This window comes from Streptomyces sp. ActVer, assembly GCF_027270795.1.
Lineage (GTDB): Bacteria > Actinomycetota > Actinomycetes > Streptomycetales > Streptomycetaceae > Streptomyces > Streptomyces umbrinus_A.
In genome coordinates this window covers 1-24,964 of sequence record NZ_JAPWHT010000060.1, presented here as the reverse complement: position 1 = coordinate 24,964, position 24,964 = coordinate 1, and the positions used below count along the sequence as shown (strand labels likewise).

Genomic DNA, 24,964 nt, shown 5'->3' with positions numbered 1-24,964 from the left:
CTAACTAGTTCCGTCGCTGAATATAGCCGGTTACTGGCATGTTGGGTGGTTGTATTCCCCTCACGGCGACTCGCGGAGGCCTCACGGCGACTTGCGAGGGAGCCTCACCGGCCGTACAACACCTGCATCCGGACAAAAGGCTGAAGGACGTCAGGTGAAGAGGGGGTTGCCTGCGTCTCACGGCAGGGGGAGTGCGAGCCTCTTAGGATTCGAGCGGGAAACAGACGCACCCAGACCCATGGGACACCGGGGACGAACGGGGCGGGAGGGCCGACGGCGCGTGGCGAATGTGGAGCACGGTGGGCGACCAGGGGATGCCTTCGGGGCGGCGGCGCCCGGAGCGGCGAAGGCACGGCTGGGACTGGTCCGCGCGGGCCTCTGGCTGATCGCCGCGGTCCTGGCCGTCCGGCAGGTCGCCGTCATCCTGAGCACGCCGAAAGGCGAACGGCTGACGGACCTGGAGACCTGGGTCGGACCCAACGGCGTGCTCCACGTGAAGGGTTCGCTGTACGACTCGACCCAGTTCACGGGCACACCGTTCGCCGGGCTCGTCCTCAAGCCCCTCACCCGTTCGGCCGAACAGGCCCTCGGCTGGGGCTGGACCTTCGGCACACTGCTGCTGGTCGCCGCCCTCGGTCTGGTCGCATCGCGCGCCCTGCCGCAGCCCGTGAGCCGCCGTACGGCACTGCTCGCCGCGCCCGTCGCGATCAGCCTGCTGATGCTGTCGCTGCCCGTGCGCAACACGCTGTACCTCGGCCAGACCAGCATCATTCCCGTTCTCCTCGTGCTCCTCGGCTGCTTCGCCGTGCACGGGGAACGGGCGAGCGGGGTGCTGATCGGGCTCGCGGCGGCCCTCCAGCCGACCGTCCTCCTCTTCGCGCCGCTCCTGTGGTTCACCGGCCGCCGCCGGGCCGCCGCCTCCACCGGGATCACCTTCGCCGCGGGCACCGCGCTCGCGTGGGCGGCGATGCCGCACGACTCGTACACGTACTGGGTGCACCACCTGGCCGGAGTCGGGCTCGGGCGGCCCGCCGACGACCTCGCCAACCAGTCGCTGCACGGGGCGTTGCTGCGGCTCGGCCTCGAAGGCCCGCTGGAGATCGGGCTGTTCCTGTCGCTGGGCGCGGCCGTCGCCGTACTGGGCCTGCGCCGCGCCGTGCGCTACGCCCGCGACGGGCAGTTGCTGCTCGCGGTCGCGATCACCGGCTGTGTCGCCGTCGCCGTGTCGCCCACCACCTGGCAGCACCAACTGCTGTGGGTGCTGCTCGCGTTGGTCGGCCGCGTCGGCAAGAAGGCCGGCGACCGGTACGTATGGCCCGTCGCCGTCATCCTGGTGATGACGCTCCCGGCGAAGATGATGCTGCCGAACATGGCGGCCCTCTACCCGCTGCGTGACAACGTCGTCCTGCTCGCCGCCCTCGCCGCGGCCACCGTGGTTCCGTTTCTGTCCCGTACGTCGGAGTACTACCGGTCGCCCATCCCGACCGAGTACGCGCAGCCGGTGCCCACGCGCTGGAAGCACGTACCCCTGCTGCCGTTCCTGCGCCGGGTCCTCACCCGCCCGAACCTGCTGCTCGAACTGCTGCTGATCCGCGTCGGCTACTCCGCGTACCAGCAGGTCAGGCTCGCGGCGACCGGCGGCACCAACGCGGGGGGCCGGGCCACGGCCGAGGAGCACGGCGAGCAGGTCTACGCGATCGAGAAGTTCCTGCGGATCGACATCGAGCGCTGGGTCAACCACGCGGTGGTGGACGTCCCTTGGCTGCAGAGCTTCTTCGACTTCTACTACACGTCGTTCCACTTCGTGGTGCCGCTGACCGTCCTCGGCGTCCTCTACGTCCGCCGCCCCGCCGAGTACCGCTGGGCCCGCGCGGCGCTCGGCTTCGCCACGCTGTTCGCGCTCGTCGGCTTCTGGCTCTACCCGCTGGCCCCGCCGCGGCTGATGCCGGGCCTCGGCTTCATCGACACCGTGAACGGCGTGCAGGACTTCTCCCGGCCGGACTATGGCGCGATGACTGAGGTCACCAACCAGTACGCGGCCATGCCGTCCCTGCACTTCGGCTGGTCCCTGTGGTGCGGCATTGTGATCGCGGTCCTGGCGCCCAAGTGGTGGATGAAGGCACTTGGCCTGCTGCATCCGCTGTTCACGGTATCCGCGATCGTCGCGACCGCCAATCACTGGGTCCTCGACGCTGTCGGCGGCGCGGCTGTGGTCGGTGTGGGCTTCGGTCTGACCCACCTGCTCGTGGGGCCGCGCGCCGTTGTCGATGCGGCAGTCAAGGACGCGCACCAGCCCGACTCCCGAGGCGCGCAGACCGGGGAGCGATCACACGCGGGAGGCTGACCCGGGACGGTCAACCGGCGTGCCAGGAGCCTGAGTTCCCCGTCACGTGTGACATTCGAGTGTTTTGAAAACATCTGTTCGCTGCGCTCGCGTTCGTCTGAACTGTTCATGGCAGAAAGAGATCTGCCGGAGCAGGACCAGGACCACCCGAATGTGAGGACAGCGTATGAAGCGCAAGTTGGGCGTGGCGATCGGTATTGCGGCCCTGTGTGCCGGGGGCGCGATCGGCATGACGGGGACGGCGTCGGCCGCCGAGACGGGGGCGCAGGCCACCTACTTCGTTCTCTACGAGGACGACAGCTACGGCGGCCGGCACGCGAACTTCTCCGGTTCCGATGTCGAGCTGAACAACAAGTACTGGGTCGGCAGCACCTCTGCGTTCGCGCAGAACGGCGGCAGCTCGATGCGGAACAACACTGGTTCCAACGTCGGCCTGTGGGACGTCGGCACCTCGTGCACCGGTGCCTCGTACACCGCGAGGGCGAACACCGTCGACTCCGACTTCAGCAACAACAACTTCGACAACAAGGCAAGCTGCGTCCGCTTCCTGTGATGCCGGGGGCGGCGCCGGCTTGTCCGGCGCCGCCCGCTCTTCTCCGAGGTGGATGAATGATCAGGAACCGGCTGGCGGGCACAGCCGCCCTTGTGCTTCTCGCCACGGGGTGCGCGGCGTCGCCCGAGGAAGCCTCGAAGACCGTCCTTGCGGCGGCCCCCGAGCCGACGAAGGCGGTCAGGGACCTCCTTCTGCCCTTCGACGCCTATCAGTTGTCGGTCAACGAGATCTATCTGATCGAGAGCGCCCAGGATCTCCTGACCCGAGATTGTTTGAAGGAACGGGGATACGACTGGGAGGTCATCGGTGACCGCAAGCAGTACCCCGATCTGCGCAACCGCCGCCGATACGGGGTCATCGAGATGCCGGTCGCCGAAGAGATGGGCTACAAGGCCAATGCCCGGCTGCTGGGCTCCACCGACGTCACGGCCCGAAAGATGGATCGCGAGGCGCGGCTGAGCCCAGCGGCGAGGAAGGCCGCGACGGATCCCACCGACGGCTGCTACAAGCTGGCGGGCGACGAGCTGGCGCGCGGAAACCAGGAGGACGAGGACTTGGTGAGCAGGCTGAACTTCCAGAGCCTCGACGAGGCGCTCAAGAGCCCGAACGTGGTCCCCGCGATGCACGCCTGGGTGCAGTGCATGGCGGAGAAGGGGCATGAGTACAAGGACTTCAACGCCGCTGCAGGGGACCCTCGATGGGCGAAATCCAAAACGCCGTCCCGTGCGGAGAAGGAAACTGCCGAAGCGGATGTGACCTGCAAACAGCAAGTCGGCCTTGTGAAGTCGTTCACCGAGACGGAGAAGAGCATCCAGCAGCGGGAGATCCGCAAGCACAGGGCCTATTTCGAGCGCCTGGCGTCGGCCAAGCAGCGCCATCTCGTGGCCGCCCGCGTCGTGCTCGACCGGGGCTGACGTCCCCGGAGAGGCTCGGGTTGTCACGGGTGGTCGCGGTTGAGGAACCAGACGGTCCAGATCGCGGCCGAACACAGCAGGGCAAGCCGGAAGACGAGCCACCAGCGGCTCCGGACGAAGCGCCGGGACAGGACCTGAACAGGCCTGACGAAGCGCCCGCTGCGCAGGCTCGCAGTGAGGAACTCCTGTTCTAGAGGGGTCAGATCGGACGCCGGACCCTCCGCCCCGATGAAGGCGTCCCGTGCAGACAGCAGGCGGGCCCCGCGGTACAGGGCGTCCGGATCCCGGTCCAGTTGCTCCCACTCCCGCGCGGACTCCGTCATGCGCCGCAAGAGGCGCAGACGCTCGCGGTCGCTCTCCACCCAGGCACGCAGCCGTGGCCAGGCGGTGATGAGCGCCTCGTGCGTGAGGTCCGCACCGACGCCGTCGACGGTCAACAGCCGTGCCCGGACGAGCGCTTCGAGTACGGCCTCCGCGTCCTCGGACCGGACCAACTCGGCGCGGTCGGCGGGGCGCCGGGTGTCCGGTGCCTCCTCCCCCGGGGTGATAAGCCGCAGCAGCATCCCCCGGGCGAGTTCCGTTTGAGCCTCGGTGAAGCCTGCGAAAACCTCCTCGGCCGTGTGAGCCACGGCTCCCTGGACCCCGCCGAGCGCCTCGTACGCGTCCAGTGTCAGTGTGCGGGCCCGGCGGCGGCGCCACAGCTCCAGCAGGGCGTGCGACATCAGGGGCAGGGCGCCGGGCTCCTGCGCCACGTCGGAGATCATCCGGGCAGTCAGCGCACGCTCGACGACCAGCCGTCCCGCCGTGGCAGGCTTCACGATCGCGTCTCGCACCTGTTCCGGGGACATGGGACCCACCAGCAGAGTCGCCGCGTTGAGCGCCTCGACGAGTTCGTGATGGTCGGCACAGCGCCCGTAGAAGTCAGCCCGGACCGCGATGACTACGCGTAACCGGGTCTTGGGAGCGTCCGAACGGGAACGGAGCAGGTCGCGGATGAACTCCGCCCGCTGCACTGGATCGTGGCAGAGCGTGAAGACCTCCTCGAACTGGTCGACCACGAGCACGGTGTCAGCATGGCTCTCCAACGGCCGCAGCAGCGCGCCATGGCTCCGTGACGGAGACCCCCCGGGAGCGCAGATACGTATGGCGGCCGGTCGTCCGTCCTCCTCACCAAGGCTCCGCAACGCGGGCACGAGCCCCGCGCGCAGCAGCGAGGACTTGCCGCTGCCCGACGCTCCGACGAGTGCGACGAAGTGGTGTTTGCGGATGAGGCCAACGAGGTCGTCGACGAGTTGCTCGCGCCCGAAGAACAGCGCACCGTCCTCCGCCTCGAACCGGGCCAGCCCGCGAAAGGGAGCAGGCTCGTCCTCGTCGCGCACCGCGGGCAGGACGGCCAGTTCCTCGGCGAGTTCGCGCCAGCGGGGTTCCCACTCCTCCCCCCGCCCGCCGCAGGCGTTGACGTACGCCAGGGCCACCGGCAGAGAGGGCAGCCGTTCACCTGCGGCGGCACTCGACAGTGTGGGCGCGGAGTAGCCAGCGCGACGGGCCATCTCTCGGTAGGTGGGACTCCCTGCCCGTCGGCGCAACTCGCGAAGTTCGTGCGCGAAACGCTCCACTGGTCCCGCCGCAGGATCCAGCGACTTCTCGGAACGTCCCACTGCTCCCCCTAGCCCTTCCCGATTCGCACTGCTCAAACAGTGGTTCACGGTACGTGATGCGGCATTGATAGGCGGCCCGGAAGGCGGCTGACCATCAATCTTCCAGCCACTTGACTCTTGGTCGCACAGGTCCTGCCCTCTCACAAGGAGTCAGCCATAGCCACGCCACAGCACCTCGCGCCCGACCGCCCTTCCCTCGGTCCGTCCGTACCGCCTCGGCCACGCGTCTCGCGGGCCCGGATGCCGGCGTACGTCGCCGTTGTGGCCCCGGCGGCTGTGACCGTGCTGCTCGGCCTGTGGGGCATCCGCCGGGAGGGATCGCTGTGGCAGGACGAGGCCGTGACCTACGACATGGCTCACCGCAGTCTCCCCGACCTGTGGGCGACGTTGGGCCACGTCGACGCGGTGCACGGCTTTTATTACCTCCTGATGCACGGCGTATTCCGGCTCTGGGAGGGCGGGCTGGTCGCGCTGCGCCTGCCGTCCGTGCTGGCCATGACCTGTGCCACGGCAGGTGTTGCCGCACTGGGCCGTCGGCTCGCCGGGGCGCGGACCGGACTCGCCGCGGGAATGGTGTTCGCGCTGCTGCCCGTAGTCCAGCGCTACGCGCAGGAGGGCCGCTCGTACGCGCTGGTGACCGCACTAGTCGTGGCGCAGACCTGGGTCCTTGTCCGGGCGTGCACCGAGCGGCGCTGTAACTGGTGGGCCGGATACGCCGTGCTGGCCGCTTGGTCCGCCCTGCTGCACGAGTTCGCGCTCCTTGCGCTCGTTGCTCACGGCGTTACCGTGCTCGCCACCCGACTGCCGCGTGCGGTCGTCGCGTTGTGGGCGGCAGCGTGCTGCTGCGCGGTGGCGGTGACGGCGCCCTTGGTACTGCTCAGCCTGGGCCAGTCCCGGCAGGTTGCCTGGATCGAGGTGCCCGCAGGCGGAGACCTTCTGGGGTTCCTGCTGACCACCGGCATCGGACTGGCCTGCGCGGCAGTGGGTCGACTTGCGGCGGCGGCCCCTCGGGGAACGGGACTCGGCACCGTGGCCCTGCCCCTACTCGTGGTCCCCCCGGCATCGTTACTGCTGACGTTCGCGTTCCAGCCTCTCTACGTCGACCGGTATGTGCTGTACGCCCAGGCCGGTCTCGCGCTCCTCGCGGGCTCGGCCCTTGACACACTGTGGCGTTACGCGCGAATGCGTGCGGTCCTGGCGCTCGCGACAGCCGCCGCAGTTGTCGCGTTGGCACCGGTGGGAACACATCTGCGCAGCCCAGCGAGCCGGGCCGACGATGTCTTAGCCGTCGACCGCGCGCTGCGGGAAGCGGCGGCACCCGGCTACGGCGTGGTTTTCCTCCCGGGCAGTCGCCGGGTGTGGACCCTCCAACGGGAGCCGGCATCGTACGGTCTGGCTGACGTAGCGCTGGCCGCCGCACCCCACGCCTCGCACACCCTGTATGGCGATGAGCTGCCGCCCGCAGGCATCCGGACGGAGATGCTGCGCGTCTCACGGATTGTGGTGGTGCGTGAGCCCGCGCGCGAGCTCCTTGAGTCGAACGAGAGGGAGGAGGTGAAAGAAGCGACGCTGCGCGAATACTTCACGCGGTGCGCCCGCCGCACTGTCGCCACAGCACTGATCGATGTGTACGAACGCGGTGACAGCTGTTGACCTCAGGGGCACCCGTGCCATGAAGATCAACACGTCTCGGCGGTGACCAGCCACCCACTTCTTTGGAGGACATCATCACGCAGCACCTGGATACCGCAGGGCTACTCCCAAACGGCGGCGGCTCTCGGCCTGCGGCGCCCAGAGCTGTCCGGCAAGGGAGCCGGATGGGACGGGCGGTGCCGGTGACCGTCCCGGCCGCGGCCGCACTGGCCCTGGGCCAGTGGGGGATCCACCGGCGGGACAGCATGTGGCGGGACGAGTCAGTCACCTACCAGGTGGCTCATCGGTCCCTGGGAGATCTGTGGGGCCTGCTGGGCCACATCGACGCCGTGCACGGCCTGTACTACCTCCTCATGCACGCGGTGTTCGCCCTGTGGGACGGCGGCCTGTCGGCCTTGCGCCTGCCCTCAATGGTGGCGACTGCTCTGGCGGCGGCCGGCGTCGGGGCGATCGGCGCCCGGCTGGCCGGACACCGGGCTGGCACGCTTGCGGGGCTGGTCTTCGTGCTGGTGCCGATCACACAGCAGTACGCGCAGGAAGGCCGCTCGTACGCGCTGGTCACCGCGGGCGTCACATGGGCGACGTACTTCTTCCTCCGGGCCACCGGTGCCTCCCACGGCCGCTGGTGGACGGCGTATGCCCTCACTCTCGGCCTCGCCTGCTGGCTGCACGAGTTCGCGGCCCTGGCGCTCGTTGCCCATGGGCTGACGCTGTGGTGGTTACGCTCGTCCCGGCAGGTGTGGCTGCGTTGGGGGATCGCGGCAGCCGGTGTGGCGGCGAGCCTGCTGCCCCTGGCGGTGGCGAGCGCGGCGCAGGCAGAACAGCAACTGGGCTGGCTCGGGCGCCCAAGCCTCAGCGCGTGGCTGCAGTTCTTGGCGCTCTCGGCCGTGGGCGCGCTGCTCTGCCAGCTCCTTGTAAGTGAGGGCTCTGTCGAGGCCGCCGCCCTGTCCCGTCTGTCCCTGCCCCTGCTGGTCGCCCCGGCTGGCCTGCTGATGGTGATTTCGCTCATCAAGCCGTGGTACGTCGACCGGTACGTGCTGTACGGCATGACGGGACTGGCGTTGCCGACCGGGGCCGCGCTGGAGTGGGCGATCGGGCAACGGCACCGACTCGCACCTGCTGCCCGTGTGCTGACCGCCTGTTTGCTGGCGGGCGCGGCGGTTGCGGTCCTGTTGCCGTGGTCGCTGTTGGTGCGCTCGCCTGAGAGCCGCAAGGACGATGTCGTAGCGGTCGCCCACACCGTGGATAAGTCCACCACTAAGGGCGACGGTGTCCTGTTCATGCCCGCCAGGCGTCGCGAGTGGCTGCTCTCGTACCCTGCGGTCTACCACCGCCTGAACGACCTGGCTCTAGCGAAGTCCCCAGCTGCCTCGCACACCCTGCAAGGCACCGAGCTGTCCGCCGACGAGATCCGGCGTCGCATCCTTGCGGCGAACCGTATCGTCGCGCTGACCGATCCACCGGGGCAGCCGCTCGACTCTTTCGCACAGGAGAAGGTCAAACGGCAGACGCTGAAGACCTACTTCGAGCCTTGCGAGCGCATCCAGGTACGCGGCGCGCAGATTGTCGTCTACGCCCAAGCCGGCCACTGCACGCCGTAACAGTATTCGATTCACATGGAATCTCCTTTTCATTCGATCGTGAATCTCATTTGATTGACCTGCGGTGCTCGGGCACGGTCGTTGTCAGCCTCGTTGTCTTCGAAGAGGGGAAGGATAATTTCGTGAAGCGCAGAATCTCCGTGCTGCTCGGCCTCACGATGCTCATGTCGGTAGGTACGGCCGGGTTCATGTCGGCCACCGCCTCCGCCGGTGAAACTGGAACGCGGGCCACCTACTTGGTTCTCTACGACGGTCAGAACTTCACGGGCCGTCAGGCGAGCTTCTCCGGTAGTGATCGCGATTTACGCGACAAGTACTGGGACGGGACCACAACAGTCATGGACAACATGGCCAGTTCTATGCGGAATAACACGCAGTCCTCCATACGTATGTGGAATACGGGCGGCACTTGTACTGGAAACAGCTATTCTGCTCGCCCGAGCAGTGCAGACGCGAGCCTGGACGCCCTCGGTGACAGTGTGAGCTGCGTGGTGTTTCTCTAGCCAGTCGGCGAGATGGATTTCCCGGGGATCCATCTCGCCCGAGGCGGATGTCGACGCTCCATCGGCGCTGCTTCCGCGCCCGGGGATGTTTCGATGCCAATGGAATGTCTTTTATGTGGTGAACTGGTTGGAAGTTTAAATCCCCTGTGTCCTATTTATTCCCCCTCAGGTACCTGCTGTAGGAAACAAATGATCTGGTGCGAGCCCGGCGCCTGTGTGAGGATTCGAGCGACGGCGACGGGGGCCGTTTCCTCTTGGCTTCCGTCATGACGGCCGCCGATCAGTGACTCGATCGGTGGCGTGCCAAAGACGACAGGGGGAACATTGATTTCTGTTCGCTTAGGTGCCGATGCCCTTATGGGTGCGACGTTTACGGTCTCGCCGCTTGCTCAAATGGGTTTCCAACTCGACTTCGGTCGCATGGCCGCCGGTGGCGGCAACTGGATGGAACAGGCAGCGGTCAAGGAACTCATGGCCCGTCGTGACATGCAATTACTCGCGGCCATCCGCCGCGAAACGCGAAATTATGTGCCAGGTTTCATGTTCGCCCACTCGGGCCCTCGTGGATCGCTGGAATCGGAACTGCATCAGGTGGCCTCGACTCCGAGCGGGGTGGTTGCGCGTCAGGTGGGCAGATTTCTGAGAAGAGCGCGTACGGACCAGCGGTCGGCGTCCGTCGACTTCCGCAGGATTCTGTCTTTCCTGGAATCCGGGGAAGAATCGTTCGCCGAGCGAGTCGCCTGGGAAATGGGCCACTTCTGGTCGGCATTCATGTCGGCTCGCTGGAACGCTATCTGTTATCAGATGGAAGGTGATATTCGGCACCGGGCCGCTTCCATGGCTCGCCGCGGACTGAGTGCCACGCTAAACTCCCTGCACCCTGCCTTCTCGTACGATTCCGGCGCACTGCACATACAGCACGACCGTACGTGGAGCCTGTTCGAATGCAGACGGATCGTGCTCCACCCCTCGGCTCTGGTGACGACCTGGATGCTGCGTCACGACCCGTGGGGCGAGTCCGGGACGCATCTCGCGTACCCGGTGGGGACCGGCGCGAAGGTCGATCACGGGGTGGAGCAGTCCATGGTGGATCCGCTGGGTCAGGTCATCGGAGAGGCCCGGAAGTTACTGCTAGCCGATCTGGGAAGTTCCCGGACCACCACGGAGCTCGCCGAACGGCACCACATGAGCGCGTCGACCGTCTCGTACCACCTGCTCCGACTGCACCGCGTGGGCCTGCTGAACCGGACGCGGGAGGGCAGCCGGGTGTACTACCAGCGGACGCCCGAGGCGGACCGCCTCGTCGCACGCCGCGACTGCCGGATGGCGGCCAAGCTGGGCAGGAGTTCCGGCACCCGGGGCGCGGTGCCCGCCCCCCGGGTGTCGAGCGGGGCGGTGTCCCTCTCGCAGCGTTTCGTCGGCGCTTCTTCCGCCGAGCTCAAGGGAGGCAGGGGCGGGGCGTAGGGGGGATGCCCCTGCCTCCCGCGTAGCGGGTCACCGGCGGCTCAACCGGCGCTGACCTGCAGTTCCTTGACGCCGTTGATCCAGGCCGAGCGCAGCCGGCGCGGGTCGCCCGCCAGCCGGAGGCCGGGCATCGCGTCGGCGATCGCGTTGAAGATCAGGTCGATCTCCAGGGTGGCCAGCGACTTGCCGAGGCAGAAGTGCGGGCCGCCGCCCCCGAAGCCGAGGTGCGGGTTCGGGTCGCGGGTGATGTCGAAGACCTCGGGTGAGTCGAAGACCTCCGGGTCGTTGTTGGCGGAGGAGTAGAAGATGCCGACGCGGTCGCCCTTCTTGATCCGCTTGCCGCCCAGTTCGGTGTCCTGGGTCGCCGTGCGCTGGAAGGAGACGACGGGTGTCGCCCAGCGGACGATCTCCTCGGCGGCGGTCGCCGGGCGCTCCCGCTTGTAGAGGTCCCACTGGTCGGCGTGGGTGAGGAAGGCGTGCATGCCGTGGGTGATGGCGTTACGGGTCGTCTCGTTGCCCGCGACGGCCAGCATCAGTACGAAGAAGCCGAACTCGTCCGAGCCGAGGTTGCCCTCGTCCTCGGCGGCGACCAGCGTGGTGACGATGTCCTTGGCCGGGCACTGCTTGCGGTCGGCGGCCATGTTCATCGCGTAGGCGAGGATCTCGGTGGCCGACTCCGCGCCGACCTCCTCGGTGATCGCGTACTCCGGGTCGTCGTACGCGATCATCTTGTTGGACCAGTCGAAGATCTTGGCCCGGTCCTCCTGGGGGATGCCGATCAGCTCGGCTATCGCCTGGAGGGGCAGTTCGCAGGCGACCTCGGTCACGAAGTCGAAGGAGCCGCCGGGGCCCGCGTTCGCCAGCGCGGTCTCCATGATCCGGCCCGCGCGGCCGCGCAGGTTCTCCTCCAGCGCGCGGATGGCCCGCGGGGTGAAGCCGCGCTGGACGATCTGGCGGACCCGGGTGTGCTCGGGCGGGTCCATGTTCAGCAGGATCAGCCGCTGGGCGTCGATCGCGTCGCGCTCCATGTGCTCGCCGAAGCGGATGATCGCGGTGTTGAGGGTGGAGGAGAACAACTCGGGGTGCGTGGACACGTACTTGACGTCGGCGTGCCGGGTGACGGCCCAGTAGCCCTCGTCCCCGAAACCGGCGAGATTGGGCGGCTGGGGGATCCAGCGGACCGGTTCGGTCCGACGCAGCTCGGCGAACTCCGGGAAGGGCACACGGTGGTGCAGCACGTCGGGATCGGTGAAATCGAACCCGTCGGGCAGCGCTGGACAGGTCATCGGCAACTCCAGGTCGTGCGACGGTCGGGTTCTGGCAGTGGGGGTGCTGGTGCTGGTGGTCGGGTCTGTCGCGTTCTGACGGTCCATCAGGTACCGGGAATTGCCGTGAAGGTAGTAACGGGTTCTACAAGTGGCAAGAGGCGCGACGACCCGAATTGCGTGCGGAAGTCGTGCAGATCGCGACTTCGGGAGCTGCACGACCCTTGCGGTGACGGACGCCGGGTCAGCAGACTGCACACAGAACTAGAACGCGTACTAGTTCAGCGTGGCGGGTGGGCCGGGACGCCCGCGCCGCGCGGGTGACCCGAGGAGAGGAACTCCCCATGGCCGCGGAACCCGTGATCGTAGAAGCCGTCCGCACCCCCATCGGCAGGCGCGGCGGCGCGCTCGCCAACCTGCACCCCGCCTACCTGCTGGGCGAGACCTACCGAGAACTCCTCGGCCGTACGGGGATCCAGGCTGACTGCGTCGAGCAGGTCGTCGGCGGAGCGGTCACCCACGCCGGAGAGCAGTCCGGCAACCCCGCCCGTACGGCGTGGCTCGCGATGGGCCTGCCGTACGAGACGGCGGCGACGACCGTGAACGCGCAGTGCGGATCCTCGCAGCAGGCCTCCCACATGGTCGCCAACATGGTCGCGGCGGGCGTCATCGACGTCGGGATCAGCTGTGGCGTCGAGGTCATGTCCCGAGTACCGCTCGGGGCCGCCTCCAAGCACGGCCCCGGGAAGCCGACCCCCGACGAGTGGAACGTCGACCTTCCCAACCAGTTCGAGGCCGCCGAGCGCATCGCTCGGCATCGGGGGCTGACGCGGGAGAACGTCGACTCGCTGGGCCTCATCTCGCAGGAGCGGGCCGCGGTGGCGTGGGCGGAGGAGCGCTTCAAGCGCGAGACGTTCGCCGTACAGGTCCCCACGACCGAGGACGAGCAGCGGGCCGGGCAGGGCATGTGGCGCCTGGTCGACCGGGACGAGGGGCTGCGCGACACGTCGATGGAGGCCTTGGCGGGCCTGAAGCCGGTGATGCCGACGGCGGTGCATACGGCGGGGAACTCGTCGCAGATCTCCGACGGCGCCGCTGCCCTGATGTGGGCCTCGAAGCGGATGGCGCGGGCGCTGAAGCTGCGCCCGCGGGCACGGATCGTGGCTCAGGCGCTGGTCGGCTCCGACCCGCACTTCCACCTGGACGGCCCGATCGACGCGACGAAGGCGGTCCTCGGGAAGGCCGGGATGTCGCTCAAGGACATCGACGTCATCGAGGTCAACGAGGCCTTCGCGTCCGTGGTGTTGAGCTGGGCGCAGGTCTTCGAACAGGACCTGGAGAAGGTCAACGTGAATGGTGGTGCGATCGCACTCGGGCACCCCGTGGGGGCCACGGGGGCGCGGCTCATCACCACGGCACTCCATGAACTGGAGCGCAGGGACAAGGAGTTCGCGCTCATCACGATGTGCGCGGGCGGGGCGCTGGCGACCGGGACGATCATTCAGCGGTTGTGAGCCGCCGTTGTCGTCCAGTTGAGGAACGTGGAGAAGGCGGCGGGGTCGAGGGTGAGCATCGGCCCCGCCGGGTTTTTTGAGTCGCGGATGGCGATCATGGTGGTGGCAGCTATGTCGGCGACTTCGACGCAGTCGCCGCCCAGGTCGCCGCTGTACGTCGACTTGCGCCAGGCGAGCGGGCCGATTGGCGCGCACTCGATGCACTCGCCGCCTTGGTCGCCGCTGTAGCTGGACTTACGCCACTGGATCCCCGTCGGCATCGCGTTGCTCTCCATAGCGTTCCTCCATCACCCGCCGGATCAGCTCCGCCGAATCCCTGAGGGAGAGGGCGGCGGCCTGAAGATGATCGTAACGGAGCGAACAGTCCTTGACTGTGTCCGGGTTGGCGGTCGGATGCCCGCTTCCGTAGCCCTCCGTATAGACGATGTCCGGATCGCTCGTGAAGCGGAAGAGGGTAAACGAGCCTTGCAACCCCGCGTGCGCTCCAGCCGAGAACGGCAGGATCTGGATGTTGATCCGGGGATTGCCGTCGAACGACAACAGGTGTGTCAGTTGCCCTCTCATGGTCTCTGCGTCGCCAATCGCCTGGTGTAGCGCAGCTTCGCTGAGGACCATCCACATGACTGGCGGCTCGCCCTTTTCGAAGATGCGTTGGCGGGCCAGCCGTACTGCGGTGCGGTCGGTCAGGTCGTTCTGATCCAGTGCGCCGAGCACGGCACGCGCGTACGACTCGGTCTGAAGGAGGCCATGGATCGCGTACGTCTGGAAGGTGCTGATCTCGACCGCCCGCGCCTCCAACTCCGCCACCTGTTGGAACCAGGCCGGTAGTTGACTACGCATCACCAGCGCGACGAGCCGCGACAGCAACCCACCCGTCCCCAGCGCCGCGTCCACCCGCTCGCTGAACTCCTGCGTGGGCAGCTTGCGGGCGGTTTCGATCTGGCCGACCAGCGAGCCGGTGTAGTTGACGATGTCGCCGAGCTGTTTCTGGGTGAGTTCGGCGGCCTCTCGATGCCGTCGCAACTCGAACCCGTAGTAGTCGAGCGGCGATGCGCCCGGGTCGAGAACGTTGATGTGGGTCACGTACGGACCTCTCTCGCACGATGTGCAACTCGGCCCACTGCGGGACTGGTTGTATCCGTTCCGTAGCCGAGGGTAGTCAAGTGCGGTCAGCCTTGTGATGTGAACTACTTCATTCCCCCCACCCTCGCGGGCCCCCGCACCACCCAGTACCGCATGCGCCTCACCGTCGGCGAGCACTCGCCGCAGTACGTCCGCCGCATCGTCCGGTCGTACCTGCGCGAGTGGGAGATGGCCGAGCTGACCGACGCCGTGGAACTGGGCGTGACCGAGCTGCTCGCGAACGTCGTACGCCATGTCCCGGACCGGCGCTGCGTGTTCCTGCTGCTGCGGCAGGTGGCGGGGGTTCGGGTGGAGGTTGCGGACGGGTGCCCCCGGCTTCCGCGCATCCCGGCCGAGTTGCCACTGGAGGCAGAAGGCGGGCGAGGGCTCGTCCTGTTGGACGCGGTGGTGGACAAGTGGGGAGTGGAGCCGGTGGCCGGTAGCGGGGTCGGCAAGACGGTGTGGTTCGAGTGCGGGCCGCGGCTCTGAAACTCCTCCGGACCCGACGTCGACGCTGCGCCCACCAGTACCGCCTCGGGTGTGAGTGTCACCCGGGCCCAGTTGTGGCGTGAGCTGCCACCGAGCCGCTTTGAGCAATGCTCAAGGCCTGTGGATCGACCTCGGGTTGGCGCGCGAAGGGCGTACCTTCCCGAGTGATCGATTGAAGGTCACCGAGTAGGCCGACGCTGCGAACGTCGGTCGGGAAGGCACGCCCGTGCTCAGCGTGGCCAACGCCGATGGCACCACCCCGAATGGCTCCCTGATTGACGAGATCGTCCGCGAAGGCGCACGGCGCATGCTGGCCGCCGCACTGGAGGCCGAAGTCAACACCTACATAGCCGAATTGGCGGACGAGAGGGACGAGTCGGGCCGGCGTCTGGTCGTGCGTAACGGCCACCATCAACCCAGGGAGGTCACCACGGCGGCCGGGACGGTCGAGGTCAAGGTCCCGCGCGTGAACGACATGCGCGTCGACGAGCAGTCGGGCGAGCGCAAGCGGTTCTCCTCGGCGATACTGCCGCCCTGGTGCCGCAAGTCCCCGAAGACCAGCGAGGTGCTGCCGCTGCTCTACCTCTATGGCCTGTCCACCGGCGACTTCGTGCCCGCGCTCGAACAGTTCCTGGGCTCCTCCGCCGGCCTCTCACCCGCAACGGTGACTCGGCTGACCACCCAGTGGCAGGCCGACCACACTGCCTTCCAGGACCGTGATCTGTCCGCCACTGACTACGTCTACCTCTGGGCCAACGGCGTGCACCTGCGGATCCGCCTGGAGGAGGCGAAGGCTGCCGTTCTGGTGCTGATGGGGGTGCGGGCGGACGGCACGAAGGAGCTGATCGCGATGACGGACGGTTACCGCGAGTCGTCCGAGGCGTGGGCGGGGCTGCTGCGGGACTGCGCCCGCCGGGGCATGCGGGCCCCGGTCCTGGCCGTCGGCGACGGGGCACTGGGCTTCTGGAACGCGTTGAACGAGGTCTTCCCCGACACTCGTCATCAGCGGTGCTGGGTGCACAAGACCGCCAACGTTCTGGACGCGCTGCCGAAGTCGGCCCAGCCCGCGGCCAAGCCCGCGGTCCAGGAGATCTACAACGCCGAGGACAAGGAGCATGCGACCAAGGCCGTCCGCGGCTTCGAGCGGGCCTACCAGGTGAAATATCCCAAGGTCGTCAAGCGGATCACGGACGACGAGGACGAACTGCTGGCGTTCTTCGACTTTCCCGCGGAGCACTGGATCCATCTGCGGACCACCAACCCGATCGAGTCGACCTTCGCCACCGTTCGGCTCCGGACCAAGGTCACCAAGGGCGCCGGCAGTCGCGCGGCGGCCCTGGCAATGGTCTTCAAGCTGATCGAGTCCGCGCAGGCTCGGTGGCGGGCCGTGAACGCGCCCCACCTCGTCGCCCTCGTCCGGGCCGGAGCCCGCTTCGAACGCGGCCACCTCGTCGAACGACCCGAGGGTCACGCGGCCTGAACAACCTCAACTGATCCACAGGTATTGACAATTACTCAGCCGCGTTGCGAGGCAGCCTCTGGCCGGTGCGCCCGCCAGGAAGCAGCCCGGCGACGTCGCCGAGTGCGCCACGGAGAAGCTCAGTGTGCCGTCGGCGGCGAAGCCGAGGGTGACGTCACTGCCGGTCTTGCTCGCCGTGAAGGCGTGGTGGAGCCCTCGGGTGACTCACCCGCGTAGATCAGTCCGGCTGACCAGGGGCGGCACAAGGAGGACGGCCACGAGGGGAGGCCGCGTGTCCTGGGTCCCACGTCTGTGTTTCGGTGCGCACTGGTCCCATGGGCCGTGAGGCGGGCCGCTGTTCATGTACCGGCTCGGAGATCATAACCTCCGGATTGGCATGTTCACGCTTTGCGGGGGTTAGGGTCTCCCCTTTGAAGGTCTTGTATCTCTTGCGTGGAGGAAGAGTGAGGCAGAAGTCGGCGGTGCGTACAGCGCGATTATTTCTGGTTTTCACGGTGCTTCTGGCGTTCCTGAGCGGAGGCATCCTGACGGCGGGCCCCGTCGCGGCAGCCGCGGGCGACTCCGTCGCGGCGAAGAGCCCTCCGGTGGTCAGGGCATCCAAGCCGCTGAAGCCCGAACGTCCCATGACGCTCAAGGAACGCCGCGCCCAAGTCGACGAGATGCGGGCGCCCGAGGAGCCTGGGGCGAGCGTCAGTCTCCCGGGAAACAAGACTCTGGAGAGCAGCGCCGCCGCGCCCGTTGCCAAGGGCAAGAGGAGTCAGCCCCTTGGCAGCGCACGGGTGGCGGCCATTGGTGCCCCGACGAATCTGCGGGTGGCTCCGCACGGCTGGTTCGGCTTCGATGTGGAGTGGGGCAACGTCAAGTACGACACTCCTGTGGGTACCGAGTCGATCCACAAGGGCTTGTACCGGGCCTCGGACAACGCGCTGATCAAGCAGTGGTGCGACTCCGACCCGGACGGATCGAGTGACGATTCCGGGAAGACGTTCACCTGGGGTGTCTCCGATCCCACGATCCTGACCCAGGGCGTCGAGTACTACGTGAAGATCGCCGTGTCGGCGGACCGGGGAACGCAGTCGGACCCGTTCGGCTGGGGCTGCGCCACAGGCTGGAGCGCCGAGGCGAAGGGACCGAACATCGCGGCCCTGGGCCGACCGGTATCCGTTCCCGCCGCGGAGACGTACGGGTGTGGCTGCCTCGACACCACCGGCCGACTGCCCTTCCAGGGCTACCTCGGCGACCCGGTCAACACAGCCACCGGCGCCCAGGTCGAGTCTGCGGCGGACGCCCAAGTACCGGCTCCGGGCGTGCCGTTCGACTTGCGGAGGACGTACTCCTCCAACAACACCAACTCCGGGATCCTGGGCAAAGGCTGGTCCTCCGCCTACGACGTGCAACTCGAAGTGTCGGACACCAAGGTGGTCTACGTCGCCGACAGCGGGGCCCGGATCACCTTCGCCAAGGACGCGACCTCCGGCGCCTACACGGCCTCCTCGCTCGGTATCATGGCAACCCTCACAGGGGCGGCCTCCGGCGGGTTCACGCTGACCAGCGGAGCGAAAGAGAAGCTCGCGTTCGACACCACCGGTCGGCTCACCGGCTGGTGGGACGCGGGCGGCGTCGGCTTGTCGTTCGAGTACTCGGGCACGGACCTCGCCTCGGTGACGGACGCCGCGGGCCACGTGATCAAGCTGACCGTAGATCCGAGCAGCCATCTCCTCGAAGCGGTCGACCTCCCCGGTGGTCAGAGTGTCGACTACGGCTACACCGGCGGACTGCTGACCTCCGTCAAGGGCACTGACGGCGGCACCTACGGCTACGGTTACGACTCCTCCGGCCGTCTGACCAGTGTCACCGATCCGGCAGGACGCACGGTGATGCAGGCCCAGTACGACAGTAGCGGCCGTGTCACCCAGCACACCGACGCCGATGGCAAAACGGCTACGTTCTCCCGGGCGACGCTGGAGACCGACTACCAGGACGCGGGCGGTGGCATCTGGACCGATCTGTACAGCGGCAGCGTGCTGCGCAACCGCATCGACCCGCTCGGCAACACCACGTCGTACCAGTACGACGCGAAGCTGCGCCTCACCGCTGTCACGGACCCGGCGGGCCGACGCACGACCATGTCCTACGACTCCGCCGGCGGCCTGTTGAGCCGCATCGGCGGAGGCGTGACCCAGTCGTGGACCTACGACGCCGCCCGCAACGTGTCCACCTCCACGGACGGGCGTGGCGCGAAGACCACGTACGGCTACGACACGGCCCGGCGGCTGACCTCGGTCGACGGCCCGGCGGGTAAGACCACGTTCACGTACAACGCGGCGGGGCAGGTCGCCACGACCACCTCTCCCCGGGGCAAGGCCATCTCATTCGGCTACGACGGAAAGCAGAACCTGATCTCGCGCACGTCACCGTCCGGCGCGAAGACCACGTACACCCACGACGCTGCGGGACGCCTGCTCACCAGTACAGACCCGCGCGGCAACGCCTCGGGCGCGGATCCGGCGAAGTACACCACCACGTACGTCTACGATTCCGCCGGACGGCTGGGGAAGACCACAGACCCGGCCGGTCGCACCACCTCCTACGAGTACGACGCGAACGGCAACCAGACCAAGATGACCGACGCGGCCGACGGCGTCACCGCCTACGGCTACGACAAGTTCGACCGCGTGACCTCGGTGACAGCTCCGGACGGTTCCGCCGAGAGGACCGTCTACGACACGAACGGAAATGTCGTCTCCGAGGTGGACGCGGCGGGCGGGAAGACGACGTACGGGTACGACAAGGTCGACCGCCTTGTTTCGGTCACCTCGCCGAACGGCAACGTGTCCGGCGCGGACCCCGCGGAGTACACCACCACGTACGGCTACGACGCGGCCGGAAACCTCATCAAGACCGTCGACCCGACGGGCGCCGCGACGAACACCGTGTACGACGCCCTCGACCGGCCCGCCAAGGTCACCGACGCGCTCGGCCGTGCCACGAGCACCGGCTACGACGCCAACGGCAACGCCACGCAGGTCACCGACCCGCTGGGCAAGGTCACCAAGTACACCTACACGGCCGCCGACCTGCTCCTGACGTCGACCGACCCGCTGGGCAAAGTCACGACCTACGGGTATGACGCCGCAGGCAACCGCACCTCGGTGACCACACCGCTCGGCCACAAGACGACGTACGCCTATGACGACGATGACCGTCAGGTGCGCACGGTCGGCGGCCGCGGCAACGTCTCAGGCGCCGATCCGACGAAGTACACCTGGACCACCGGCTACGACGCCGCCGGGAACGCCGTGAGCCTGACCGACCCGCTGGGCAGGACCGCGAAGACGACCTACGACGCGCTTGGCAGTGTCACCTCAGTCACCGACCCGGCGCAGCGCACCGTCGACTACGGCTACGACGCTCTCGGCCGCCTGACCTCCGTGACCGCCCCCGACAGCGGGAAGACCTCCTACGCCTACGACACGGTCGGCAACCTCACCCGGCGCACGGACCCCAACGGCCACGTCACCGACAACGGTTACGACGCTGCCCAGCGGCTGACGTCCGTCACCGACCCGCTCAACCGCAAGACCTCCTACGGCTACGACGCCGACGGAAACCTCACCAAGAAGACCACACCGAGGGGCACCACCGGCCAGACCTGGGACGCCCGCGGACTGCTGACCAAGGTCGACTACTCAGACTCCACGCCGGACGTCACCTACCAGTACGACGCGGCCGGGCAGATGACCCTGCGCAACAACGGCATCGTCTCCGAGGACTTCGTCTACGACAACGCCGGACACCTCACGAAGACCCGCGGCTTCTCCTACACCTACGACGCCACCGGGCAGATACTCACCCGCAAGTACTCCGACGGCAACACCAGCACATACACCTACGACGCCGACGGCCGCACCGCCACCATGGCCGCCGACTCCACCACCACCAACTACGGCTACGACGCGGACGGCAACCTCACCCGCACCACGCTGCCCAACACCCTCGTCGAGGACCGGGCCTATGACACTGCCGGCCGGCTGACGTCCGTCACCGCCACGAAGGCCGGAGCGGTGGTCACCAAGACCGCCCTCACCCTGTCGGCTGCCGGGCAGCCCACCCGCATCGACACCACCCGAGCCGGGGTGGCCGCGGGCGGCTACGACCTGACCTACGACAAGGCCGGACGGATAACCTCCGGCTGCGCCCCGCAGCCCTGGGTCAGCGGCTGCGCCTCCGCCCGTACGACGTCGTACACCTACGACAAGGCGGGCAACCGCCTCAACTCGACGCTGGGCACGACGAGCACCAGCTACACCTACGACGCCGCCAACCAGCTGACCTCGTCCACCACCGGCTCCACGACCACCGACTACGGCTACGACGGCGAGGGCAACCAGACCAAGGCCGGGGCCAACACCTACACCTACGACCTGGCCGGACAGATCTCCGCCGCCACCGTGGGCGGCACCGCCTTTACCTACCAGCACGATGGCGAGGGCAACCTCGTCACCACCAGCCAGGCCGGCACCGTCACCAAGCGCACCCAGTGGGACCCCAACGCCCCGCTGCCGATCCTGGCCACCGAGTACGACGGTGCCTGGGCGGTCCAGCAGTCCTACCGTTACGACCCGCTCGACCAGGTCGCCGCCACCAAGACCGGCAGCGGTGCGGTCTTCTCCTACACCCACGACGCCCTGGGCTCGCCCCTCGACGTCACCAGCAGCACCGGCACGGTCCACCAGCGCTGGGCCTACGACCCCTTCGGCAACCGGGCCCTGAACACGGTCACCAGCGGCGCCCCGGCGTCCACGCCCTCGTACACCGGCGCCTACTACGACACGAGCACCGGCTACCTTGACCTGCGCGCCCGCCAGTACGACCCCACCACGGGCCGCTTCACCCGCCCCGACCCGTTCACCCCCGACCTGGACACGCCCTACACCCAGCCCTACGCCTACGTGGAGAACATGCCGACCAGCCGCGTCGACCCGAGCGGCCTGTGCAGCATCACCACGCAGATGAAGGACCTGTTCTCGGGCAACTGGGGCTGGAACACCGAGTGTGACAAAGAAGACCGCGAAACTGCGACAAAGCCGCCCGCGGTCCAGGCAGCCAAGAACCTCTCCGACAAGGTCACCCGCGGAGCGGTGGAGGTCACGGGGCAGGCGAGCCTGGGGCTCCTGGACGGGATGACTCGGCCGGAAAGCTGCGACGCCCCGCTGAGTGTTCCCGGCGTCATGGACTCAGGCGTTCCGCTGCTGTCGTTCGACGTGGCTTCCCAGGATCCTTCCGCGGGCGGGGTCCGCCTGTACGCGGACGGGCTGCGGATCCGTCTCGGGGAAGGGCACGCGACGAGGGGAGTCGGTGACTTGGAAGCGGTCTTTGGGTTCTTGGATTCGGGGCGGTGGGTCGAGTTCGATGTGAGGCTCGATCCTGACCACATGGCTCGGCTGCGGGCGCTGTGCAGCCCTGGAGACGCATGAGTGTTTCGTCGGATGCGCAGATGTTCCTGCGGGTGGGGAACGACAAGGCGTTGAGCAGGGTCGTTTCCCGGATCCGACAAGCGTGCCCGCTGGAACTCGGTGACGCGACCGCCGAGCGGTACTGGAAGGATCCGGGGCTGCGGGACGTCCGTTTCTCGGTCGCTGTTTCTCCAGGATCGACCGGTGACATGGTCTACCAGGTCCTGCGGGCGGCCTGGTCGCTGGGCGAGCCATGGGGCGTGTCGAGCATTGGGCAGCCGGGCACTCCGGGATGGGAGTTCGTGGCGATCGCCGACCGGGGCAGCGCTCGCATCGGTGTGCCGGGCCTGGAGTGGGCACGGTTTTCTCTCCGCGGGTGAAACCCTCGTCAGGTCGTACGGGGACATACAGGTGCGGCGGCCCCGGGATCGGGGCCGCCGCCTCCACGCGCGGGGCAGGGTGGGTCAGTACCAGCCGTTGGCCTGCCAGAAGTTCCAGGCGCCGGTCGGGCTGCCGTAGCGGTCGTTCATGTAGTCGAGGCCCCACTTGATCTGGGTCTTCGGGTTCGTCTTCCAGTCGGAACCGGCGGAGGCCATCTTCGAGGCCGGCAGGGCCTGGACCAGGCCGTAGGCGCCGGAGGAGGAGTTGGTGGCGGTGACGTTCCAGCCGCTCTCGTGCTCGACGATCTTGCTGAACGCCTTGTACTGCGAGTCGTTCGGGATCATCTTCTGCGCGATCGCCTTGGCCGAGGTGGGGGAAGCCTTCGCGGGGGCCGCGGCCTGAGCGGGGCCCGCCGCGAACACCATGCCGGCGGTGGCAGCGGCCACGGCGGCACCGGTGAGGGCCTTCTTCGGAGTGGCGATGCGGCGGATGCGGGTGGAGATGGACACAGAGAACCTTTTCCTTCGGGGACATGGCGGTCGCTCGTACGCCGTGACCCGTAGGGCCTTGGCATGCGTTGGCGCCGAGGCCCGGGTGGGCTCGTCGGCGCCTTGCGACTCCTCCAGAGAAACAGGCTCGGAGGGTGTCCGCAATGATCCCTTTTGCTAGTTGTGGTCGTATCCGCCGCAAAAGGTCCTTCTGTGACGTGGCTCTCAATCCGCAGGTCAGGGGCAATAAAGGCGTGCGCATGACAAGCGAAATGATCTACGACCGCACTTAGTAAGTGACCTAAGTCCTGTGGGCCGCCTCACGGTGGGTGTAACCCGCAGTGGTTGAAGCGTCTACGGTGTGCGGCCGGACGGTGTGACGGGCGCCGCATCATGTGTCTCCTCGAAGGTGACCGAGGTCTCGAAGGCGGCCTTCCGTGTGGCCCGCCGGAGCGCTTTGAGGACGGTCGCGCCGAGCGTGAGGGTCAGGACGACGGTCACGACGGCCCGGCCCAGGTCCCAGCCGAGCGAGGTGGCCAGACAGTACGCGACGAAACGGGCGAGGTTGGCGTCCACGTCGTCGTGCGGGTCGAAGGCGACGTTCGACGACAGCGCGTCCATGAAGGGCCAGCCCGCCAGGTTCATGAACGTGCCGTACGCGAAGGCCGCGACGAACCCGTACAGGGCGAGCATCGACAGCTCACCCCGGCCGCGCAGCCGGTCCGGGCCCGGCAGCAGGCCCGCGCCCATCGTGAACCAGCCCATGGACAGCATCTGGAACGGCATCCACGGCCCGACCCCGCCCGTGAGCAGTGCGGACGCGAACATCGTGACCGCGCCGAGTACGAATCCGAAGCCCGGCCCGAGGACCCTCCCGCTCAGCACCATCAGGAAGAACATGGGCTCGATGCCGGCGGTTCCGGCGCCGATCGGCCTCAGAGCGGCCCCCGTCGCCGCGAGCACGCCGAGCATGGCCACGGCCTTGGGGCCGAGCCCCGACTCGGAGATCGTCGCCCCGACGACCCCGACCAGCAGCACCAGCAGCCCCGCGAACAGCCAGGGCGCGTCCTTGGAGTGGGCGCTCACCTGGGACGTGGGCCCGCTGAAGAACGGCCAGGTGAGCGCCGCCAGACCGACGAGGCTGACGAGGAGGAGGGCGGCGAGGGAACGGGGGCCCAGGCGGATGGGGCGGGCTTGGCGTTGGGGGATGGGGAGAGATTCGGGGTGGGGGCGAGGTTCGGGGCAGGGGTGCGGTTCGGGGCGGGGGTGCGGCTTCTCGTTCATGAGCCCGACTCCTCCTCCCCTTCGGTCGCGCGGAGCGCCTCGCGCACCTGCGGGACCGTGAGCCACTTCTGCGGGGCGAGGATCTTGGTGACCTGCGGAGCGAAGGACGGGGAGGCCACGACGACCTCGGCCGTCGGGCCGTCCGCCACGGGTTCGCCGTCGGCGAGGATGACGACCCGGTGGGAGAGTTCGGCGGCCAGCTCGACGTCGTGGGTGGCCAGCACGATGGCGTGGCCCTCGGCCGCCAGCCCCCGCAGAACGGTGACCAGACGGGACTTCGCCGCGTAGTCGAGGCCTCGGGTCGGCCCGTCGAGCAGGAGCAGGGGTGGGCGGGCCGTCAGTACGACGGCCAGGGCGAGGGCGAGCCGCTGGCCCTCCGAGAGGTCCCGTGGATGCGTGTCGTCCGCGATGCCCGGGAGCAGCTCGGACACCAGGGTCCGGCAGGTGCCCGGTTCCGCCCCCGCGTCGGAGTCCGCGGCCGTGCACTCCCCGGCCACCGTGTCGGCGTACAGCAGGTCGCGGGGTTCCTGCGGTACGAGGCCGACGTGGCGGATGAGTTCACGGGGTGCCGTGCGGTGGGGCTCGACGCCGCCCACGCGCACGGATCCCGACGCCGGTGCGACCAGGCCCACGAGGGCGGAGAGCAGCGTGGACTTGCCGGCGCCGTTGCGGCCCATGAGGGCGACGGTCTCACCGGGGTCGACGGTGAGTGTGACGGAGTGGAGCACCTCGGTGCGGCCGCGGCGGACGGAGAGGTTCGCAACTGTTGCTGAGGGGTGGGGAGTTGGGGGTGTG

General features: G+C 68.0%; 19 protein-coding genes. 12 read left to right on the top strand and 7 right to left on the bottom strand.

All coding sequences use genetic code 11. The annotated features are described in order from the left end of the window. Positions 1-280: 280 nt before the first annotated feature. From O3Q52_RS13005 to O3Q52_RS12995, 3 genes are all read left to right on the top strand, one after another. Positions 281-2,344, top strand: coding sequence for a bifunctional glycosyltransferase 87/phosphatase PAP2 family protein (locus O3Q52_RS13005; protein ID WP_269648933.1), 2,064 nt, complete (start codon positions 281-283; stop codon positions 2,342-2,344). 166 nt (positions 2,345-2,510) lie between these two features. Then, entirely contained in the window at positions 2,511-2,897 is a 387-nt protein-coding gene (locus tag O3Q52_RS13000; RefSeq protein WP_269648932.1) for a peptidase inhibitor family I36 protein, read from the top strand. A gap of 56 nt (positions 2,898-2,953) precedes the next feature. After that, positions 2,954-3,811, top strand: coding sequence for a hypothetical protein (locus O3Q52_RS12995; RefSeq protein ID WP_269648931.1), 858 nt, complete (start codon positions 2,954-2,956; stop codon positions 3,809-3,811). A gap of 23 nt (positions 3,812-3,834) precedes the next feature. Here the strand turns inward: O3Q52_RS12995 and O3Q52_RS12990 are convergent, their stop codons facing one another. Then, a complete protein-coding gene (locus tag O3Q52_RS12990; protein ID WP_269648941.1) occupies positions 3,835-5,427 on the bottom strand; it encodes a helix-turn-helix domain-containing protein in 1,593 nt (530 codons plus the stop codon). Between the two features lie 303 nt (positions 5,428-5,730). On the opposite strand from O3Q52_RS12990, the gene O3Q52_RS12985 reads away from it, so the two are divergent. From O3Q52_RS12985 to O3Q52_RS12970, 4 genes are all read left to right on the top strand, one after another. Beyond that, the gene (locus O3Q52_RS12985) at positions 5,731-7,122 is read left to right on the top strand and encodes a glycosyltransferase family 39 protein (RefSeq protein ID WP_269648930.1); all 1,392 of its coding nucleotides are present in this window, start codon (positions 5,731-5,733) and stop codon (positions 7,120-7,122) included. Between the two features lie 164 nt (positions 7,123-7,286). After that, positions 7,287-8,723, top strand: coding sequence for a glycosyltransferase family 39 protein (locus O3Q52_RS12980; RefSeq protein ID WP_269648929.1), 1,437 nt, complete (start codon positions 7,287-7,289; stop codon positions 8,721-8,723). 122 nt (positions 8,724-8,845) lie between these two features. After that, positions 8,846-9,226: a peptidase inhibitor family I36 protein gene (locus O3Q52_RS12975; protein WP_269648928.1), complete on the top strand. Its 381-nt coding sequence runs from the start codon at positions 8,846-8,848 to the stop codon at positions 9,224-9,226. Between the two features lie 393 nt (positions 9,227-9,619). Next, complete coding sequence (locus tag O3Q52_RS12970) at positions 9,620-10,690, top strand: ArsR family transcriptional regulator (protein WP_269648927.1); 1,071 nt, start codon at positions 9,620-9,622, stop codon at positions 10,688-10,690. Between the two features lie 41 nt (positions 10,691-10,731). On the opposite strand, the gene O3Q52_RS12965 is transcribed toward O3Q52_RS12970, so the two are convergent. Beyond that, on the bottom strand, positions 10,732-11,976 hold the full coding sequence (locus O3Q52_RS12965) for a cytochrome P450 (RefSeq protein WP_269648926.1): 1,245 nt from the start codon (positions 11,974-11,976) through the stop codon (positions 10,732-10,734). Positions 11,977-12,299: 323 nt separating this feature from the next. Here O3Q52_RS12965 and O3Q52_RS12960 point away from each other — a divergent pair, with 323 nt between their 5' ends. Then, entirely contained in the window at positions 12,300-13,469 is a 1,170-nt protein-coding gene (locus O3Q52_RS12960; RefSeq protein WP_269648925.1) for a steroid 3-ketoacyl-CoA thiolase, read from the top strand. Here O3Q52_RS12960 and O3Q52_RS12955 read toward each other — a convergent pair. Both O3Q52_RS12955 and O3Q52_RS12950 read right to left on the bottom strand, forming a co-directional pair. After that, positions 13,457-13,729, bottom strand: coding sequence for a DUF397 domain-containing protein (locus O3Q52_RS12955; protein ID WP_269648924.1), 273 nt, complete (start codon positions 13,727-13,729; stop codon positions 13,457-13,459). The genes O3Q52_RS12960 and O3Q52_RS12955 overlap by 13 nt on opposite strands. Further along, positions 13,704-14,552, bottom strand: a complete 849-nt coding sequence (locus O3Q52_RS12950) for a helix-turn-helix transcriptional regulator (protein WP_269648923.1) — start codon at positions 14,550-14,552, stop codon at positions 13,704-13,706. The genes O3Q52_RS12955 and O3Q52_RS12950 overlap by 26 nt, the downstream gene beginning before the upstream one ends. 99 nt (positions 14,553-14,651) lie before the next feature. On the opposite strand from O3Q52_RS12950, the gene O3Q52_RS12945 reads away from it, so the two are divergent. The 4 genes from O3Q52_RS12945 (at position 14,652) to O3Q52_RS12930 (ending at position 22,396) form a co-directional block, all read left to right on the top strand. Further along, the gene (locus O3Q52_RS12945) at positions 14,652-15,080 is read left to right on the top strand and encodes an ATP-binding protein (protein WP_269648922.1); all 429 of its coding nucleotides are present in this window, start codon (positions 14,652-14,654) and stop codon (positions 15,078-15,080) included. 226 nt (positions 15,081-15,306) lie between these two features. Further along, positions 15,307-16,560 (top strand): IS256 family transposase, encoded by a 1,254-nt coding sequence (locus O3Q52_RS12940; RefSeq protein ID WP_269648921.1) that lies wholly within the window; start codon positions 15,307-15,309, stop codon positions 16,558-16,560. Positions 16,561-17,054: 494 nt separating this feature from the next. Continuing rightward, on the top strand, positions 17,055-22,037 hold the full coding sequence (locus O3Q52_RS12935; protein ID WP_269648920.1) for a DUF6531 domain-containing protein: 4,983 nt from the start codon (positions 17,055-17,057) through the stop codon (positions 22,035-22,037). Beyond that, on the top strand, positions 22,034-22,396 hold the full coding sequence (locus tag O3Q52_RS12930) for a hypothetical protein (RefSeq protein ID WP_269648919.1): 363 nt from the start codon (positions 22,034-22,036) through the stop codon (positions 22,394-22,396). Before O3Q52_RS12935 ends, O3Q52_RS12930 begins: the two co-directional genes overlap by 4 nt. 84 nt (positions 22,397-22,480) lie before the next feature. Here O3Q52_RS12930 and O3Q52_RS12925 read toward each other — a convergent pair whose 3' ends face one another. The 3 genes from O3Q52_RS12925 to O3Q52_RS12915 form a co-directional block, all read right to left on the bottom strand. Beyond that, positions 22,481-22,906 carry a transglycosylase SLT domain-containing protein gene (locus tag O3Q52_RS12925; RefSeq protein ID WP_055618274.1) on the bottom strand — a complete coding sequence of 142 codons (426 nt, stop codon included), beginning with the start codon at positions 22,904-22,906 and terminating at the stop codon, positions 22,481-22,483. Between the two features lie 333 nt (positions 22,907-23,239). Further along, the gene (locus O3Q52_RS12920) at positions 23,240-24,169 is read right to left on the bottom strand and encodes an ECF transporter S component (RefSeq protein ID WP_269648918.1); all 930 of its coding nucleotides are present in this window, start codon (positions 24,167-24,169) and stop codon (positions 23,240-23,242) included. Continuing rightward, positions 24,166-24,964: ATP-binding cassette domain-containing protein (locus O3Q52_RS12915; RefSeq protein ID WP_269648917.1), on the bottom strand; the 799-nt coding region annotated here is incomplete at its 5' end. The genes O3Q52_RS12915 and O3Q52_RS12920, both read right to left, overlap by 4 nt.

Excerpts from the sequence above, each read along its gene's own strand:
- O3Q52_RS13000 (WP_269648932.1), top strand. The coding sequence starts at position 2,511 with ATGAAGCGCAAGTTGGGCGTGGCGATCGGTATTGCGGCCCTGTGTGCC.
- O3Q52_RS12995 (WP_269648931.1), top strand. The coding sequence starts at position 2,954 with ATGATCAGGAACCGGCTGGCGGGCACAGCCGCCCTTGTGCTTCTCGCC.
- O3Q52_RS12980 (WP_269648929.1), top strand. The coding sequence starts at position 7,287 with ATGGGACGGGCGGTGCCGGTGACCGTCCCGGCCGCGGCCGCACTGGCC.
- O3Q52_RS12970 (WP_269648927.1), top strand. The coding sequence starts at position 9,620 with ATGGGTTTCCAACTCGACTTCGGTCGCATGGCCGCCGGTGGCGGCAAC.
- O3Q52_RS12965 (WP_269648926.1), bottom strand. The coding sequence starts at position 11,976 with ATGACCTGTCCAGCGCTGCCCGACGGGTTCGATTTCACCGATCCCGAC.
- O3Q52_RS12960 (WP_269648925.1), top strand. The coding sequence starts at position 12,300 with ATGGCCGCGGAACCCGTGATCGTAGAAGCCGTCCGCACCCCCATCGGC.
- O3Q52_RS12955 (WP_269648924.1), bottom strand. The coding sequence starts at position 13,729 with ATGCCGACGGGGATCCAGTGGCGTAAGTCCAGCTACAGCGGCGACCAA.
- O3Q52_RS12930 (WP_269648919.1), top strand. The coding sequence starts at position 22,034 with ATGAGTGTTTCGTCGGATGCGCAGATGTTCCTGCGGGTGGGGAACGAC.
- O3Q52_RS12920 (WP_269648918.1), bottom strand. The coding sequence starts at position 24,169 with ATGAACGAGAAGCCGCACCCCCGCCCCGAACCGCACCCCTGCCCCGAA.